General features: G+C 68.0%; 16 protein-coding genes and 4 tRNA genes. 10 read left to right on the top strand and 10 right to left on the bottom strand.

What is annotated here, in order from left to right:
• Positions 1 to 89 precede the first annotated feature (89 nt).
• The 3 genes from WJ35_RS06440 to earP form a co-directional block, all read right to left on the bottom strand.
• Complete coding sequence (locus WJ35_RS06440; protein WP_060234538.1) at positions 90 to 1475, bottom strand: sigma-54-dependent transcriptional regulator; 1386 nt, start codon at positions 1473 to 1475, stop codon at positions 90 to 92.
• Between the two features lie 269 nt (positions 1476 to 1744).
• The gene (efp, locus tag WJ35_RS06435) at positions 1745 to 2302 is read right to left on the bottom strand and encodes an elongation factor P (protein ID WP_010091850.1); all 558 of its coding nucleotides are present in this window, start codon (positions 2300 to 2302) and stop codon (positions 1745 to 1747) included.
• A 132-nt stretch (positions 2303 to 2434) separates the two neighbouring features.
• A complete protein-coding gene (earP, locus tag WJ35_RS06430; RefSeq protein ID WP_060234537.1) occupies positions 2435 to 3628 on the bottom strand; it encodes an elongation factor P maturation arginine rhamnosyltransferase EarP in 1194 nt (397 codons plus the stop codon).
• A gap of 78 nt (positions 3629 to 3706) precedes the next feature.
• Between earP and uvrC the strand changes: the two genes are divergently transcribed.
• The 6 genes from uvrC (at position 3707) to WJ35_RS06400 (ending at position 7029) form a co-directional block, all read left to right on the top strand.
• Positions 3707 to 5719, top strand: a complete 2013-nt coding sequence (gene uvrC, locus WJ35_RS06425; RefSeq protein ID WP_060234536.1) for an excinuclease ABC subunit UvrC — start codon at positions 3707 to 3709, stop codon at positions 5717 to 5719.
• Between the two features lie 79 nt (positions 5720 to 5798).
• The gene (gene pgsA / locus WJ35_RS06420; protein ID WP_069238937.1) at positions 5799 to 6386 is read left to right on the top strand and encodes a CDP-diacylglycerol--glycerol-3-phosphate 3-phosphatidyltransferase; all 588 of its coding nucleotides are present in this window, start codon (positions 5799 to 5801) and stop codon (positions 6384 to 6386) included.
• Positions 6387 to 6532: 146 nt separating this feature from the next.
• A tRNA-Gly gene (locus WJ35_RS06415) sits at positions 6533 to 6608 on the top strand.
• Between the two features lie 48 nt (positions 6609 to 6656).
• Positions 6657 to 6732: transfer RNA gene (locus WJ35_RS06410), tRNA-Gly, on the top strand.
• A 49-nt stretch (positions 6733 to 6781) separates the two neighbouring features.
• Positions 6782 to 6857 (top strand) — tRNA-Gly (locus tag WJ35_RS06405).
• Between the two features lie 98 nt (positions 6858 to 6955).
• A tRNA-Cys gene (locus WJ35_RS06400) sits at positions 6956 to 7029 on the top strand.
• Positions 7030 to 7120: 91 nt separating this feature from the next.
• Here WJ35_RS06400 and WJ35_RS06395 read toward each other — a convergent pair.
• Both WJ35_RS06395 and WJ35_RS06390 read right to left on the bottom strand, forming a co-directional pair.
• Positions 7121 to 7669 (bottom strand): GNAT family N-acetyltransferase, encoded by a 549-nt coding sequence (locus tag WJ35_RS06395; protein ID WP_069238936.1) that lies wholly within the window; start codon positions 7667 to 7669, stop codon positions 7121 to 7123.
• Positions 7666 to 8331: a helix-turn-helix domain-containing protein gene (locus tag WJ35_RS06390; RefSeq protein WP_069239410.1), complete on the bottom strand. Its 666-nt coding sequence runs from the start codon at positions 8329 to 8331 to the stop codon at positions 7666 to 7668. Before WJ35_RS06390 ends, WJ35_RS06395 begins: the two co-directional genes overlap by 4 nt.
• 149 nt (positions 8332 to 8480) lie before the next feature.
• Here WJ35_RS06390 and WJ35_RS06385 point away from each other — a divergent pair, with 149 nt between their 5' ends.
• Together WJ35_RS06385 and map are read left to right on the top strand one after the other, a co-directional pair.
• Positions 8481 to 8717: a ParD-like family protein gene (locus WJ35_RS06385; RefSeq protein WP_014722737.1), complete on the top strand. Its 237-nt coding sequence runs from the start codon at positions 8481 to 8483 to the stop codon at positions 8715 to 8717.
• A complete protein-coding gene (map, locus tag WJ35_RS06380; protein ID WP_011883982.1) occupies positions 8717 to 9523 on the top strand; it encodes a type I methionyl aminopeptidase in 807 nt (268 codons plus the stop codon). The genes WJ35_RS06385 and map overlap by 1 nt, the downstream gene beginning before the upstream one ends.
• A 126-nt stretch (positions 9524 to 9649) precedes the next feature.
• Here map and WJ35_RS06375 read toward each other — a convergent pair whose 3' ends face one another.
• The gene (locus tag WJ35_RS06375; RefSeq protein WP_069238935.1) at positions 9650 to 10162 is read right to left on the bottom strand and encodes a GAF domain-containing protein; all 513 of its coding nucleotides are present in this window, start codon (positions 10160 to 10162) and stop codon (positions 9650 to 9652) included.
• Between the two features lie 122 nt (positions 10163 to 10284).
• Positions 10285 to 11202, bottom strand: coding sequence for a LysR family transcriptional regulator (locus WJ35_RS06370; protein WP_060234532.1), 918 nt, complete (start codon positions 11200 to 11202; stop codon positions 10285 to 10287).
• 109 nt (positions 11203 to 11311) lie between these two features.
• Between WJ35_RS06370 and WJ35_RS06365 the strand changes: the two genes are divergently transcribed.
• Positions 11312 to 12190, top strand: coding sequence for a pirin family protein (locus WJ35_RS06365; protein ID WP_069238934.1), 879 nt, complete (start codon positions 11312 to 11314; stop codon positions 12188 to 12190).
• Between the two features lie 131 nt (positions 12191 to 12321).
• Complete coding sequence (locus WJ35_RS06360) at positions 12322 to 12813, top strand: GNAT family N-acetyltransferase (RefSeq protein ID WP_069238933.1); 492 nt, start codon at positions 12322 to 12324, stop codon at positions 12811 to 12813.
• Positions 12814 to 12835: 22 nt separating this feature from the next.
• Here the strand turns inward: WJ35_RS06360 and WJ35_RS06355 are convergent, their stop codons facing one another.
• Genes WJ35_RS06355 through WJ35_RS06345 form a run of 3 tightly spaced genes read right to left on the bottom strand, consistent with a single transcriptional unit; the run spans position 12836 to position 14816 of the window.
• Positions 12836 to 13708, bottom strand: coding sequence for a cytochrome c oxidase assembly protein (locus WJ35_RS06355; RefSeq protein WP_069238932.1), 873 nt, complete (start codon positions 13706 to 13708; stop codon positions 12836 to 12838).
• Between the two features lie 9 nt (positions 13709 to 13717).
• Positions 13718 to 14164 (bottom strand): copper chaperone PCu(A)C, encoded by a 447-nt coding sequence (locus WJ35_RS06350; protein WP_069238931.1) that lies wholly within the window; start codon positions 14162 to 14164, stop codon positions 13718 to 13720.
• Positions 14165 to 14171: 7 nt separating this feature from the next.
• Entirely contained in the window at positions 14172 to 14816 is a 645-nt protein-coding gene (locus tag WJ35_RS06345; protein ID WP_069238930.1) for an SCO family protein, read from the bottom strand.
• Between the last annotated feature and the right edge of the window lie 234 nt (positions 14817 to 15050).

Raw genomic sequence — 15050 nt, 5'->3', positions numbered from 1 at the left:
AGGCCGGTCAGCCTGACCGACGCAGCCCGATCAGCAGGCGCTGATCGGGCTGTTTCATTCGTGGCGGCGCGTTTCCGCGCCGCGCTGCCTCATTCCACCTTCATTCGCTGCAGCTTGTTGTACAGCGTCTTCGGGCTGATGCCGAGCAGCGTCGCCGCGCGATGGCGCGTGCCGCCGACCGCATCGAGCGTCGCGCGGATCAACAGGTCCTCGACGTCCGACAGCGGCGTGCCGACCTTGATCTGCACGCTGCTGCCGTTCAGCGCGGCGCCCGCCGAGAAGCCTGCTTCGCCGGCGCGCAGCGTGTCGATGAAGTCGCCGGACGCGTCGTACGCGAAGCGCACGCGCTCCTGCAGTTCGCGCACGTTGCCCGGCCACTCGTAGGACAGGCATTCGCGCACGAAACCCGGCGCGGCGCGCTTGTCGGTCGTGCTGCGGCCGGTCGCGCGCGCTTCGCGGTTCAGTTCGTCGATCAGCGCATCGGCGATCGACAGCGCATCGCCGTCGCGTTCGCGCAGCGGCGGCATCGAGATCGACGCCGCGTCGAGGCGCAGCCACAAATCTTCGCGCAGCGTGCCGTTCGCGACCGCTTCGCGCGCCGGGCGGCGCGTGGCGGCGATCAGCCGGAAGTCGCTCGCGACCGGGCTCGTGCCGCCGATGCGCATGAAGTTCTGCGAATCGAGCGCCTGCAGCAGCGCTTCCTGCAGCACGAGCGGCAGCGCGGTGATCTCGTCGAGGAACAGCGTGCCGCCGCTCGCCTGCTCGAACAGGCCGGATTCGCGCCGCTCGGCGCCGTCGTACGCGCCGCGCTCGTGGCCGAACAGCACGCTGTCGAGCGCCGCGCCATGGCGTCCGACCTGCGCGAGCGTGCGGCAGTCGAACGCGACGAACGGCCCCTTGCGGCGGCGGCTCAGGTCATGCAGCGTGCGCGCGGCCAGCTTCTTGCCGGTGCCGGCCTCGCCCGAGAACAGCACGGCCGTCTCGGTGCGCGCGTTGTGCTCGATCATGTCGTACACGTGCTGCATGGCTTCGCTGCGGCCGACCAGCGCGCCGAAGCGGCCGAGGTTGCGCAGCGATGCGCGCAGCGACTGCACTTCGTCGATCAGTTCGTAGGGCCGGGGAATGCGCGCGAGCAGGCTGCGCAGGCGCGGAATGTTGATCGGCTTGAGAAGGTAGTCCCAGATTCCGTGGCGCAGGCCTTCGATCGCGCTTTCGACCGTCGCGTTGCCGGTCAGCACGATGACCGGCAGCGAGCCGTTCGGCTGCTGCTGCGGCAGGTGCTGAAGCAGGTCGAACCCGCTGCCGTCCGGCAGGTTCAGGTCGACGAGGACGACGTCGGGGATCGAGCGGCCGAGCGCGGTGCGCGCTTCGGCAAGCGACGTGGCCGTGTCGACCGAGAAGCCGTCGGCGGCGAGAAGCGCGGTGAGGCCGGACAGGCTGTTGGGATCGTCTTCGACAATCAGGGCATGTGGCATGGTGGACGCGTGTCGTTCAAGAGAGGCGGGCCATCGGCCAAAAATCCGCAGCCGCATTTCGAGATTAAAAACTGATTTTATGCCCCGGCGAACGCGTAACGAAGATTATTTCTCCATCGCTGTAAAACAGTTACCGATGATACAAATTGAATATCTTTATGCGTCGCTTTTGTGGTGCATTCCAGTGTCGGGCTACGGCGTCCTGTTGGCGCCGACAAAACAAAAGCGCCCCGAAGGGCGCTTTGTTCGATGCGGAAACCGCCCGGCGCTTACGCGCGGCTGCGGTATTCGTGCGTACGCGTGTCGATTTCGATCTTGTCGCCGGTGTTGCAGAACAGCGGAACCTGCAGTTCGAAACCGGTTGCGAGCTTCGCGTTCTTCAGCACCTTGCCCGACGACGTGTCGCCCTTGACGGCCGGCTCGGTGTAGGTGATTTCGCGCACGAGGACCGTCGGCAGTTCGACCGAGATCGCCTTCTCGTTGTAGAACACGACTTCGCACGCCATGCCGTCTTCGAGGTAGTGGAGCGCGTCGCCCATCATTTCCGCTTCGACTTCGTACTGGTTGTAGTCGGCGTCCATGAACACGTACATCGGGTCGGCGAAGTACGAGTACGTCACTTCCTTGCGGTCGAGCACGACGACGTCGAACTTGTCGTCGGCCTTGTAGACCGACTCCTGGCCTGCGTTGGTCAGCAGGTTCTTCATCTTCATCTTGACGACGGCGGCGTTACGGCCCGACTTGTTGTATTCCGTCTTCGAGATGACCCAAGCGTCGCTGCCGATCTGCACGACGTTGCCTACGCGGAGTTCCTGTGCGGTTTTCATAAAAACACTGTCCTGATCAAATCAAATAAATAGGTGCCTGAGCGTTGCGCAACGGGTGACGGCGCCCAAGCGGGTGCGTTCCGGGCGGGCGCCAAAAGCAAGCGCTTGCGTGGTCAGCCGTCGGATAACCATTTATTTTAACTGAGATTTTGCGTATTCGGCCAGCTTTCCGGCGAGATCGCCGACGGCCGCCAGCGCGTCGGCCCAATCGGCCGCATTCGCCTGCAGCGCCGCGCGGTGCTGCCAGAAATCGGCCCAGTCGGGCGTGCCCGCGCCGTTCCATGCGTGCCAGAAGCGAGCGAGGGCGTCGCGCGGCGCGTCGGCGAGGCCGGCGCCGACGTGCGCGAGCGCGGCGTCGAGCTTCGGCAGGTGCGCGTCGTCGGCCTGCGGATAGATGTGCCACACGAACGGCTTGCGCGCCCATTGCGCGCGGACGAACGAATCCTCGCCGCGCACGAAGTTCAGGTCGCCGATCCACAGCAGCGGATCGTAGTCAGACTGCGGGACGAACGCGAGCCCGTACGCGGTGAGATTGCCGCGGCTCGCCCGTGCGCCGGCGCCGAATGATTCAACCCCGAAAAAGCGCGCGACGGCGGGCGACACGCGCCCCTCCGGCACGAGCGCGACGACCGGCGCCGGGCCGTCGCGCCATTGCGCGAGAAGTGCGTCGACGGCCGGATTCTCGTACGCGAACAGGCTGACGACCGTCGTGCCCGGCGCGGGCGGCGCGTCGCCCGTCGTGCGCCGCCACCAGGCGGCACGCGCGTGCGCGTCGGCGTCGAAGGCCGCGCGGCGCGCGTCGAGGTCGCGTTCCTTCAGCACGCCGCCGGTGCCGGCCGACAGGCCGGGGAAGAAGAACGTCTTGACGAGCGGGTAGCGCGGATGCGGTGACGGCCGCAGATGGAAATCGGCAACCCAGTCCTCGGCGCTCAGGTATTCGAGGTTGATCCACACGGGCCGGCGCTCGCGGCGCGCCATCGCCGCGAGATACGGGCCCGGCAGCTCGCACGCGAACGCCTCGATCACGACGTCGGCGATCTCGATCGCGTCGCCGACCTCGGCGTGCCAGTGCTCGATCACGACCCCGTCGGCGGTCTGCCGCAGCGCGTCGGGCTCGACGCCGGGCAAGAGGCGCGCGAACGTGCGCAGGTCGTCGACGATGAGCCGCACCTGCCAGCCGTGCTCGTGCGCGAGCTGGCGCGCGAGGCGCCAGCACACGCCGATGTCGCCGAAGTTGTCGACGACGGTGCAGAAGATGTCGCAGGCGACGGTTTCGTCCGGCGCGCGCGGGGTCGGGTCGTGGGGGCGGGGGGCGGTGCGTGGCATCGAAGCGGGCAGGTGGAATGCTCTAAACTGGCGATTCTAATAGACCCGTTCGCGCGCCTCGCGGCGCCCGGATCACGCATGACATCCCCAGAAGCCTCCGCAGCTCCGTTCGAACCGAAGAAGATCCTCGCGCAACTGCCGCACCTGCCCGGCGTCTACCGCTATTACGACGCGGCCGGCGCGGTGCTCTACGTCGGCAAGGCGCGCGACCTGAAGAAGCGCGTGTCGAGCTATTTCACGAAGACGCAGCTGTCGCCGCGCATCGCGATGATGGTCACGCGCATCGCGCGCGTCGAGACGACCGTCACGCGCTCGGAAGCCGAAGCGCTGCTGCTCGAGAACAACCTGATCAAGGCGCTTGCGCCGCGCTACAACATCCTGTTTCGCGACGACAAGTCGTATCCGTACCTGAAGCTGACCGCGCACCGCTTTCCGCGGATGGCGTATTACCGCGGCGCCGTCGACAAGCAGAACCAGTATTTCGGGCCGTTCCCGAGCGCGTGGGCCGTGCGCGAGAGCATCCAGATCCTGCAGCGTGTGTTCCAGCTGCGCACCTGCGAGGATTCGGTGTTCAACAACCGCACGCGGCCGTGCCTGCTGCACCAGATCGGGCGCTGCACCGCACCGTGCGTCGGCGCGATCGCCGAAGAGGACTATGCGCGCGACGTGTCGAACGCCGCGCGCTTCCTGCTCGGCCGGCAGTCCGAAGTGATGAAGGAGCTCGAGCAGAAGATGCACGGGTTCGCGGCGGAGCTGAAGTTCGAGCAGGCGGCGGCCGTGCGCAACCAGATGAGCTCGCTCGCGACCGTGCTGCATCAGCAGGCGATCGAGGTCGGCAGCGACAGCGACGTCGATATCCTCGCGGTGGTCGCGCAGGGCGGGCGCGTGTGCGTGAACCTCGCGATGGTGCGCGGCGGCCGGCATCTCGGCGACAAGGCGTATTTCCCGACGCACGTCGAGAGCGCGTTGACGCTTGCGGAAGGCGGGCTCGACGACGAGGCCGAGCCGGCGGCCGAGGCGCTGCCCGGCCAGCCGGCGGACGACGCGGGCGGCGCGCGCAATGCGCAGGCGTCGGTCGAGTCCGAGGTGCTCGACGCGTTCATCGCGCAGCACTATCTCGGCAACCGCGTGCCGCCGGTGCTCGTCGTGAGCCATGCGCCCGCGAGCCGCGACCTGCTCGACCTGCTGTCCGAGCAGGCCGGCCACAAGGTGTCGCTGGTGCGGCAGCCGCAGGGCCAGCGGCGCGCGTGGCTGTCGATGGCCGAGCAGAACGCGGCCCTCGCGCTCGCGCGGCTGCTGTCCGAGCAGGGCTCGCAGCAGGCGCGCACGCGCGCGCTCGCCGATACGCTCAGCTACGAGAACGACGACCTCGCGCATCTGCGGATCGAGTGCTTCGACATCAGCCACACGATGGGCGAGGCGACCCAGGCTTCGTGCGTCGTCTATCACCATCACAAGATGCAGTCCGGCGAATACCGGCGTTACAACATCACCGGCATCACGCCCGGGGACGATTACGCGGCGATGCGGCAGGTGCTGACGCGCCGCTACGAAAAGATGGTCGAGCAGGCGGCGCAGGCCGCGGCCGCCGACGACGCGGCCGGCATCGACGGCGAGACGACGCGCCAGGCCGAGGCCGCCAGCCTGTTGCCGAACATCGTGCTGATCGACGGCGGCAAGGGGCAGGTCGAGATCGCGCGGCAGGTGTTCACCGAGCTGGGCCTCGACACGTCGATGCTGGTCGGCGTCGCGAAGGGCGAGGGGCGCAAGGTCGGGCTCGAGACGCTCGTGTTCGCCGACGGCCGCGCGCCGCTCGAGCTCGGCAAGGAGAGCGCCGCGCTGATGCTCGTCGCGCAGATCCGCGACGAGGCGCACCGGTTTGCGATCACCGGGATGCGCGCGAAGCGGGCGAAGGCACGCCAGACGTCGCGGCTCGAGGAGCTCGAAGGGGTCGGCGCGAAACGCCGGCAGCGGCTGCTCGCCCGCTTCGGCGGGCTGCGCGGCGTCGTCGCGGCGAGCGTGGACGAACTCGCGAGCGTCGAGGGCATTTCGCGCGCGCTCGCCGAGCAGATCTACAGGCAGTTGCACTGACAAGGCGCCGCCGCCCGCCTCGCTTGTGGCAGGGCGGTCGACGCGGCACAATTGCGAATCCTTTACTGTCCCGGATGCCATGCCGTTCAATTTCCCGATTTTCCTGACGTGGGTACGGATCGTGCTGATTCCGCTCGTCGTCGGCGTGTTCTATCTGCCGGACACGGTGATGGGCGGCGCGCACCGCAATCTCGCGGCGGCGCTGATCTTCATCCTCGCCGCGCTGACGGACTGGTTCGACGGCTACCTGGCGCGCAAATGGAATCAGACGTCGTCGTTCGGCGCGTTCCTCGATCCGGTCGCGGACAAGCTGATGGTGACGGCCGCGCTGCTGATCCTCGTGCAGATCGCGCGGGTCGACGCGGCGATCGCGCTCGTGATCGTCGGCCGCGAGATCGCGATCTCGGCGCTGCGTGAATGGATGGCACAGATCGGTGCGTCGAAGAGCGTCGCGGTGAATCAGCTCGGCAAGTTCAAGACCGCATGCCAGATGGTCGCGATTCCGATGCTGCTGTACTTCGGGCCGCTGCCGCTCGGTTTTGCGACGCTCGACACGCGCGTGTGGGGCGAGTGGCTGATGTATCTCGCGGCGGTGCTGACGATCTGGTCGATGCTGTACTACATGAAGCTCGCGTGGCCGCAGATTCGCGAGCGCGGCGGCGCGTAAGGGCTTGGTAGCGGCTGCTTGCGGTGTCGGTGCCGAAGGTTTTTGGAAAAAGGGCGCGAAAAACCCTTGACACCCGGATGAGCCTTCGACATAATTTCGCTTCTCCGCTGCACGACGAAGTGAGTGCAGCGAAGCAGAAGCAATATGCGGGAGTAGCTCAGTTGGTAGAGCGCAACCTTGCCAAGGTTGAGGTCGCGAGTTCGAGACTCGTCTCCCGCTCCAGGTTTTTGGCGGCGCGTTGTACGGCAGGCGTCGCAGTTGCAGGACAATGCGGGAGTAGCTCAGTTGGTAGAGCGCAACCTTGCCAAGGTTGAGGTCGCGAGTTCGAGACTCGTCTCCCGCTCCAGGTTTTTTGGCGGCGCGTTGTACGGCAGGCGCCGCAGTTGCAGGACAATGCGGGAGTAGCTCAGTTGGTAGAGCGCAACCTTGCCAAGGTTGAGGTCGCGAGTTCGAGACTCGTCTCCCGCTCCAGACACTGGGGAAGCAACGCTTCCCTTTTTATTTGATGGGCCGACGGTCATCAAAGAAATCTGTTGCTTGCCGGCACGGCGAGTGAACAGTCCGCTTACGGCGCGATAGCAAAGCGGTTATGCAGCGGCCTGCAAAGCCGTTTAGGCCGGTTCGACTCCGGCTCGCGCCTCCAAGTAGGAAGAGAAAAAGCCCTGAGAAATCAGGGCTTTTTCTTTTTCCGGCGCTCGCGCGGCGTTATCTTCAGCGACCATCCGCGTCCTCGCTCACCCATCCACCGGCTGCATCGGCGTGTCCAGCTTCAGTTGATAAAACGCCGCGTCGAGCCAGCGCCCGAACTTGAATCCCGCTTCGGCGATCGTCCCCGAATGCACGAAGCCGACACGCGTATGCAGCGCGACGCTGCCCGCGTTGGTTGCATCGATGCAGCCGACCAGCACGTGTACCTCGGCATCGCGCGCACGCTTGATCAACTCGCGCAGCAGCAACTCGCCGAGCCCGCGGCCACGCTGTTCGTGATGCACGTACACGCTGTGCTCCACCGTGTACTTGTACGCGGGGAATGCACGGAACGTGCCCCAGCTCGCGAACCCCAGCAGGCGGCCCGACGCATCGACCGCGCCGACGACCGGAAAGCCGCCTGCGCGCTTCGTCGCGAACCATGTCGCCATCGCCTGCGGGGGGCGCGGCGCGTAGTCGTACAGGGCCGTGGAATTGACGATGGCCTCGTTCAGGATGTCGAGGATGGCTGCCGCATGCTCGGCCTCGCTGCAATCGACGAAGCGCACGTCGTCGTGCGTGTTCGGCGAATTCATGTGGACTCCTGCACCGGTCGGCTCCGGCTTTGAACGGATGCCGCGCCGCGCATGCCGACCGCGGCGGTGGCATCGCAGATCGCGACGACATAGCGCGCGCCTTGCGCCGTCGGGTTGCTGAAGACCAGCGGCTGATCGAGCCGCATCGCCAGGCAGTCGCCGTCGCGAAGCGCGTGGAGCGCGTCGCCCAACGTGACGTCGACGCGTCCGTCGAGCACCCATACCTGCTGATGCAGCGCGCTGTCGCGGCCGCCCGTGTCGTACGCGACGCGCGCGCCGGGCGGGAAATCGACTTCGACGAGCTGGAGCGGCGACGGCCAGCCGGGCGGCGACAGATTGCGCCGCAGATAACCGGACGCCGGATCGCGCCATTCCGCTTGCTGTGCGCGCTTGACCAGCGGCTGCGCGGGCGCGTCGTCGCGCTCGCCGCCGAACAGCGCCGCCAGCGACACGCCCAACCCGGCGGCGAGCTTGTCGAGCACGACCGCCGTCGGGCTGGCCGCACCGCGCTCGATCAGCGAGATCATCGACCGGCTGACGCCGCTGCGGGCGGCCAGCGCATCGAGCGTGTAGCCTCGTAACGTGCGCAAGTCTCGCACGCGGCGGGCGATCCGCTCGTTGATGCCTGCATCAGGCGCGGGAAGGGTAGTCGCTTCTTGCATGATGGACGGATTCTCCATCAAGCTGGAATATGGTGTCAACGAAATCACGGGCTGCCAGACTCCCGATTCGCAGTCCGCCCGAATACTTGCTCCGCGCGCAGCGCCAGCGTAATATACGAAACGACTACATTTCGTTTAATTGGAGCCATATGGGCATCATCAAGATTTCCGAGCACATGCACGAACGGCTGCGCTCGACCAGCACCGCGCTGAGCCGGTCGATCAACGCGCAGGCCGAGCACTGGCTGCGCGTGGGCATGCTCGCGGAACTCAATCCGTCGCTGTCCTATGGCGATATCTGCCGGATGCTGATCGAATCCGAGGCGCGCGGCGGCGACGCCGGTACGGCGCAGCCGGCCGCTCGCGACATCGAGCAGGTGGCGTAATGGCGAAGCGCGACATTCCCATCCGCGGCGCCGCCGACATCGCGAAGTCGCGCGAAGCCGCGAAGCTCGCGTCGCAAGTGCTGACGATGATCACCGACTACGTGAAGCCGGGCGTCACGACCGACGAGCTCGACGCGCGCTGCCGCGAATACATCATCGACGAACTGCACGCGATTCCAGCCAACATCGGCTATCACGGCTATCCGAAAACGCTGTGCACGTCGGTCAACCACGTGGTCTGTCACGGCATCCCGTCGTCGCGGCCGATGCGCGACGGCGACATCGTGAACCTCGACATCGCGGTGATCAAGGACGGCTGGTTCGGCGACACGAGCCGCATGTACTTCGTCGGCGAGCCCGGCGAACTCGCGCGGCGTCTGGTGGCGGCCACCTACGAGGCGATGCACGCGGGCATTCGCGCGGTGCGTCCGGGCGCGACGCTCGGCGACGTCGGCTATGCGATCCAGCAGGTCGCGCATCGCGAAGGCTTCAGCGTTGTGCGCGAATACTGCGGGCACGGAATCGGCGACGTGTATCACGACGAGCCGCAGGTGCTGCACTACGGCCGCCCCGGCACCGGCGTGCCGCTGCGCCCCGGGATGATCTTCACGATCGAGCCGATGCTCAACGCGGGCAAGCGCGACACGCGCGTGCTGGCCGACGGCTGGACGGTCGTCACGAAGGACCATTCGCTGTCCGCGCAGTGGGAGCACATGGTCGTGGTGACGGAGCAGGGCGTCGACGTGCTGACCGACGACGTGAAGCCGCACGCGTTCGCCGCGCTGACCGGCACGCAGGCGGCCTGACGCGCACGCCGCCAACGACGACGAGCCCCGGTCCGGGGCTCGTTTCATTTGGGCTTGCGCCTAGCGCTTGCGCCTAGGCTGACGCTTGCGCTCCTCACGCCACCGGCGTGGTTGCTACCCGCAGCATCACGCTGCTCGCTCGCGCGCCTTCTCCCACGCGTGCTCGACGAACACGCGGCACAACGCTTCCATCCCTTGCCGATCCTCGTCGTCGAAGCGCGCGGCGACCGGGCTGTCGACGTCCCACACGCCGATCAGCGTGCCGTCGCGCGCGACGAGCGGCACGACGATTTCGGATTCCGACGCCGCGTCACATGCGATGTGGCCCGGGAACGCGTGCACGTCGCGCACCACCTGCGTCTCGCGCGTCTGCGCGGCCGTGCCGCACACGCCCTTGCCGAGCGCGATCCGCACGCAGGCGGGCTTGCCCTGGAACGGGCCGACCACGAGCTCGGCACCGTCGAAGAAATAGAAGCCGGCCCAGTTGAGCCGGTCGAGCGAGTGATAGACGAGCGCTGCGAAGTTCGCGGCGTTGGCGATCAGGTCGCGTTCCGATTCGACGAGCGAGCGGGCCTGCTCGACGAGCGTCGCATATTGATCGGGCTTGGAGGCGTGCGGGTCGTTGGACAGCGTGAACATGGCTGGAATGCGCAAGGGTGGTCGAAAGTGCGCGATGCGCGCATGCGGCAGTCTACGGCACATGCCGCTGACGCGCAGCGCGCGCCCTTGCGCACGCGAATGCGCAAGCTGGCGCCGCGGGTTCAGTCGGGCTCGAGCTCGGCAAAGCGCTGCGCCAGGAAATCCAGCAGCGCGCGCACTGCCGGCAGCAATCCGCGGCGCGACGCGAACACCGCATGCACGATCTCGCGGCGCGGCGCCCAATCCGGCAGCACGGCGGTCAGCGCGCCCTGTGCGATCGCGTCGCGCACCATCATCGTCGGCAGCTGCACGATGCCGACGCCGGCGGCCGCGGCCGCGCGCAACGCGAGCATCCCGTCCGTGACGAGTCTCGGCTGGTGATGAATCTCCGCGCGGGCGCCGTCGGGCCCCTGCAGCCGCCACACGTGCGCGGCCTGCGGTGCGCCGAGGTCGAGGCTCGGCAGGCGGGCGAGGTCGGCAGGCACGGCCGGCATGCCGCGCTCGCGCAGCAGCGCGGGGCTCGCGACCAGGCATTGCCCGCGCTCGGCCAGCACGCGCAGCGCGAGTTCGCTGTCCTCGAGCGGCGGCGGGCGCACGCGCAACGCGACGTCGATCCCTTCGCCGACCACGTCGACGCGCCGGTTGGTCGCTTCCAGATGAATCTCGACGCGCGGGCACGCGTTCATGAACGCCGCGATCATCGCGCCGACGAGCGAGTCGAGCAGCGCGACCGGGCAGGTGACCCGCACGATGCCGCGCGGCTCCTCGTGCAGCAGCGCGATCGCCTCGTCGGCGGCGTCGGCCTCGACGAGCATCGCGCGGCAATGCGCGTAGTAGGTCTGGCCGACTTCGGTCACCGTGAAGCGGCGCGTCGAGCGCTGGATCAGCCGCATGCCGACGCGTGCCTCGAGCAGTCCGATGCGCCGGCTCAGCTTCGATTTCGGCATGTTCAGCGCACGGCCCGCCGGCGCGAAGCCGCCGTGGTCGACCACCTGCACGAAGTAGTAGAGATCGTTCAGATCCCGCCGGCTATCGTTCATCAAATAGAACGCTGAGTGTGATTTTCGCAGTCTACCGGATCGATCGTTCCGATTCTATATTCCTATCCAGGATGCGAAACACGGGTTTCGCCGCAATTCGGAGAGGAAGATGAAGAAGATCCAGGGTGTGTACAGTGCGCCGCGCGGCCATTGGGTCGGCGACGGGTTTCCGGTGCGCTCGATGTTCAGTTACCAGTCGCACGGCGCGCATCTGAGCCCGTTCCTGCTGCTCGACTACGCGGGCCCGGCGACGTTCGAGCCGGGTTCGGGTTCGGCCTCGGCGCCGCGCGGCGTCGGCCAGCATCCGCACCGCGGGTTCGAGACGGTCACGATCGTCTATGACGGCGAGGTCGCGCACCGCGACTCGACGGGCGCGGGCGGCGTGATCGGCCCCGGCGACGTCCAGTGGATGACGGCCGCGAGCGGGATCCTGCACGAGGAATTTCACTCGGAGGCGTTCACGAAGCGCGGCGGGCCGCTCGAAATGGTGCAGCTGTGGGTGAACCTGCCCGCCGCGGACAAGATGGGCGCGCCGGGCTACCAGACGCTGCTGAACGCGGACATCCCGGTGGTCGAGCTGCCGGAAGGCGCGGGCCGCGTGCGGATCATCGCGGGCGAACTCGACGGGCGGCGCGGCCCGGCCCGCACGCACACGCCGATCGACGTGTGGGACGTGCGGCTCGCGGTGGGCGGTCGTGCGCGGTTTCCGGTCGCGGAAGGGCGCACGCTCGCGGTGGTCGTGCTGAGCGGCACGGTGCTCGTGAACGGCGAAACGGTCGCGCGCGAAGCGCAGTTCGTGCAGTTGAGCCGAGACGGCCGTGACGTCGAGCTCGAAGCGAACGGCGACGCGAAGCTGCTGATCCTGAGCGGCGAGCCGATCGACGAGCCGGTCGTCGGCTACGGGCCGTTCGTGATGAACTCGCAAGCGGAGATTCGCGCCGCGATCGACGACTTCAACGGCGGCCGCTTCGGACGGATGCCCGCATGACGTACGGCCCCGCGCAATGCGGGGCTTTCTGCATGTGCGCGGCGGCGCGGGCGCAGCGGCCGCGCTTCGAGGCATAATCGTCGATTGCCGTGCGCCGGCCGGCGCGCCCGAAACAGCACCGAGGACCGCCCATGAACGCTTCCGCATCCGCCATCTCCCCGCGTGCCGCCGACCTGGACTGGCGCTGGAAAGCCTTCGACGCGCTGTCGGCGCGCGAGGTCTATACGATTCTCGAGGCGCGCAGCGCGGTGTTCGTCGTCGAGCAGAATTGCGTGTACCGCGACATCGACGACGCGGATCAGGCGGCGTGGCATCTGGCCGCGTACGACGAAGCGGGCCGGCTGGCCGGCTACCTGCGCGTGCTGCTGCCCGATGCGCAGGATCCCGACATTCGGATCGGCCGCGTGCTGACGACTGCAGCGTTCCGCGGCGCGGGCCTCGGCAACGCGCTGCTGTCGCGCGCGCTCGAGCACATCCGCGCGCAATGGCCCGACACGCCGGTCAGCCTGCATGCGCAGGCCCATTTGCAGCGCTTCTACGGCGCGTTCGGCTTCGCGCCGAGTTCCGACGTGCACGACGAGGACGGCATTCCGCACGTGTGGATGACCCGCGCGCGCGGCTGACGCGCGGCGCGGCGTGCCGGGATCAGTGGGCGTTGCGCGTGGCCGCCGGCCGCGCGGCGCTGCGCGCAGCGGCGCGCTCGTCGATCAGCCGGCCGCGCGCGGACAGCCGCAGCCAGTGGCGCAGCGCGATCACCGCGCCGATCACGCTCATCATCGAGCCCGGAATCCACAGCAGCAGGCCGCCGATCTGCTGGTCGCGCAGCGGGCTCAGCCACGTGAACGCGCGGCCGCAGATCGAGTAGATCGGATACAGCTCCTGCGGCGTGAAGAAGATCATCGCGCCGAGCACGATCTGCGGCGGGATCGCCGCGACGACGACCAGGATCCGGCGCCCCGGCGCGAGCCGCGCGGGCGGCGCCGGGCGCGGATCGACGACGAGCCACCAGAACAGCAGGCCGTCGATCACCATGCTCCAGTTCATCACGCGATACAGGCGCCAGTCGAGCATCGCGACGAAGTGGATCGGCGACAGCAGCCAGAAATAAATCAGCCCGACGAACAGCACGACCGCGACGACCGGGTTGAACACGACGTCGAGCGTCGCGCGCACCGGCCGCCACGCGAGCGCGGGGCGCACGAAGCGCTGCCGCCAGCGGAACGGAATGCCCGCGCGGATCGCCGCGCCCGGATACGCGAGCGCGATGAAGAACGGCCCGAGATGATGCAGCACGAGGTGCTGCGCGCGATGCAGGAAGAACTCGTGCTCGAAGAAGTAGTCGAGCCGCGTGTGCAGCGCGACGTACAGCGCCGTCAGCCCGAGCCAGAACGAGAACTGCCGCAGCGGCGTGACCCGGGCCTTCTTCACGCCGCGCGCGAACAGCACGCCGGCCGCCAGCACCGCGACGACCACGGTCGGCGACGGTTCCCACGGATCGAGCCAGTACAGGAGATCCATCGCGCGGCGTTACTTCGCCTGGGCGGGCGACTTCACCGCGAACGGCGTGTCGAGCGTCTCGCCGTCGGAGAATTTCAGGCGCACGCGCACCGTGTCGCCGGGCTTGATCGCGTGCTTCGGCTCTTCGAGCATGAAGTGGTAGCCGCCCGGCGCGATGTCGACCTTGCCGCGCGCGGGAACCGTCAGCTTGTCGACCATCTCCATCTTCTGCGTCGAGCCGTTCGAGACGGTCTGGTGCAGCATCGCCATCCCGTAGTCGGGGCTGTCGACGTCGACGAGGTCGACCGGCTTGTCGCTCGTGTTGACGAGCGTCACGTAGCCGCCCGCGGGCAGCTTGTTCGGCAGCCAGCGCACCCAGCCGTTCTGCGCGGAGATCGCGCCGGCGGCGTACGCGTGCGCGCCGACGGACAGCGCGGCGAGGAGGGCGAGCGTCTTGAGGATCGTTTTCGGCTTCATGTCTGGTTCACGTGGTGGGGGCAGTGTCGATGATCCGGCGCACATCGGCGGCGATGGCGTCGGGCTTGTCGCGGTCGGTCGCGAGCAGACGCGCGCGGCCGCTCGCGTCGAAGATGTAGACCGCCGAGCTGTGCGTCACTTCGTAGCCGCCCGACGGATCGCGTTGCTCCATCTGGTACGCGACCCGATAGCGCTTCGCGAGCGATTCGATCTGGCGGTCGGTGCCCGTCAGGCCGCGCGCGTGCTCGGCGTCGAACGCGGCGACATACGACTGCATCGCCTGCGGCGTGTCGCGCGCGGGGTCGACCGACACGAACAGGATGCGCACGTTGCGCGCCTGCGGGCCGAGTTGCGCGAGGACTTCCATCAGCCGCGCCATCGTTTCGGGGCAGACGTCCGGGCAGTGCGTGTAGCCGAAATAGACGAGCGAGACGCGGCCGCGGAATGCGGACGCATCGACCGGCCGGCCGTCGCCGCCCGTCAGCGTGAACGACAGGTCGGGCAGGTGGCCGGTCACGTCGGTCAGGCGCCAGGGCGGTTCGCCGCGCGTGCAGGCGGCGAGCGCCACGGCGACGGCGAGTGCCGCGGCGGCGCGGACGACGCGGGAGAGGCGCCGGTGCGGCGCGTAGTGGACAAGCGGGACTGGCGACATCCAGGGGCTCGATCGGACGGAACGGACGCACGGCCGGCGCGACGCCAAGCGTCGCGCGGCCGGCGGTTGCGACTGTAGCGCAATTCGCCCGTTGGCGCCCCGGCGAAACGCGTGCGACGCACCGTGGCGGGGCAATATGTCGCAGCGGCCGCATCGGGGGGGCATCGCCCGCGTCGCACCCCGGTTTCGCCCATCCGGACGCGAAGGCGCGGTAAGATGCGCACAATTCCTCTC

Source organism: Burkholderia ubonensis (genome assembly GCF_001718695.1).
Lineage (GTDB): Bacteria > Pseudomonadota > Gammaproteobacteria > Burkholderiales > Burkholderiaceae > Burkholderia > Burkholderia ubonensis_B.
The sequence above is the reverse complement of the archived record's forward strand: the minus strand, read 5'-3'. Positions and strand labels throughout refer to the sequence as shown.

Bases quoted from the DNA above. Each gene is read 5' to 3' on its own strand.
- WJ35_RS06440 (WP_060234538.1), bottom strand. From the start codon at position 1,475: ATGCCACATGCCCTGATTGTCGAAGACGATCCCAACAGCCTGTCCGGC.
- efp (WP_010091850.1), bottom strand. From the start codon at position 2,302: ATGAAAACCGCACAGGAACTCCGCGTAGGCAACGTCGTGCAGATCGGC.
- earP (WP_060234537.1), bottom strand. From the start codon at position 3,628: ATGCCACGCACCGCCCCCCGCCCCCACGACCCGACCCCGCGCGCGCCG.
- uvrC (WP_060234536.1), top strand. From the start codon at position 3,707: ATGACATCCCCAGAAGCCTCCGCAGCTCCGTTCGAACCGAAGAAGATC.
- pgsA (WP_069238937.1), top strand. From the start codon at position 5,799: ATGCCGTTCAATTTCCCGATTTTCCTGACGTGGGTACGGATCGTGCTG.
- WJ35_RS06395 (WP_069238936.1), bottom strand. From the start codon at position 7,669: ATGAATTCGCCGAACACGCACGACGACGTGCGCTTCGTCGATTGCAGC.
- WJ35_RS06390 (WP_069239410.1), bottom strand. From the start codon at position 8,331: ATGCAAGAAGCGACTACCCTTCCCGCGCCTGATGCAGGCATCAACGAG.
- WJ35_RS06385 (WP_014722737.1), top strand. From the start codon at position 8,481: ATGGGCATCATCAAGATTTCCGAGCACATGCACGAACGGCTGCGCTCG.
- map (WP_011883982.1), top strand. From the start codon at position 8,717: ATGGCGAAGCGCGACATTCCCATCCGCGGCGCCGCCGACATCGCGAAG.
- WJ35_RS06375 (WP_069238935.1), bottom strand. From the start codon at position 10,162: ATGTTCACGCTGTCCAACGACCCGCACGCCTCCAAGCCCGATCAATAT.
- WJ35_RS06370 (WP_060234532.1), bottom strand. From the start codon at position 11,202: ATGAACGATAGCCGGCGGGATCTGAACGATCTCTACTACTTCGTGCAG.
- WJ35_RS06365 (WP_069238934.1), top strand. From the start codon at position 11,312: ATGAAGAAGATCCAGGGTGTGTACAGTGCGCCGCGCGGCCATTGGGTC.
- WJ35_RS06360 (WP_069238933.1), top strand. From the start codon at position 12,322: ATGAACGCTTCCGCATCCGCCATCTCCCCGCGTGCCGCCGACCTGGAC.
- WJ35_RS06355 (WP_069238932.1), bottom strand. From the start codon at position 13,708: ATGGATCTCCTGTACTGGCTCGATCCGTGGGAACCGTCGCCGACCGTG.
- WJ35_RS06350 (WP_069238931.1), bottom strand. From the start codon at position 14,164: ATGAAGCCGAAAACGATCCTCAAGACGCTCGCCCTCCTCGCCGCGCTG.
- WJ35_RS06345 (WP_069238930.1), bottom strand. From the start codon at position 14,816: ATGTCGCCAGTCCCGCTTGTCCACTACGCGCCGCACCGGCGCCTCTCC.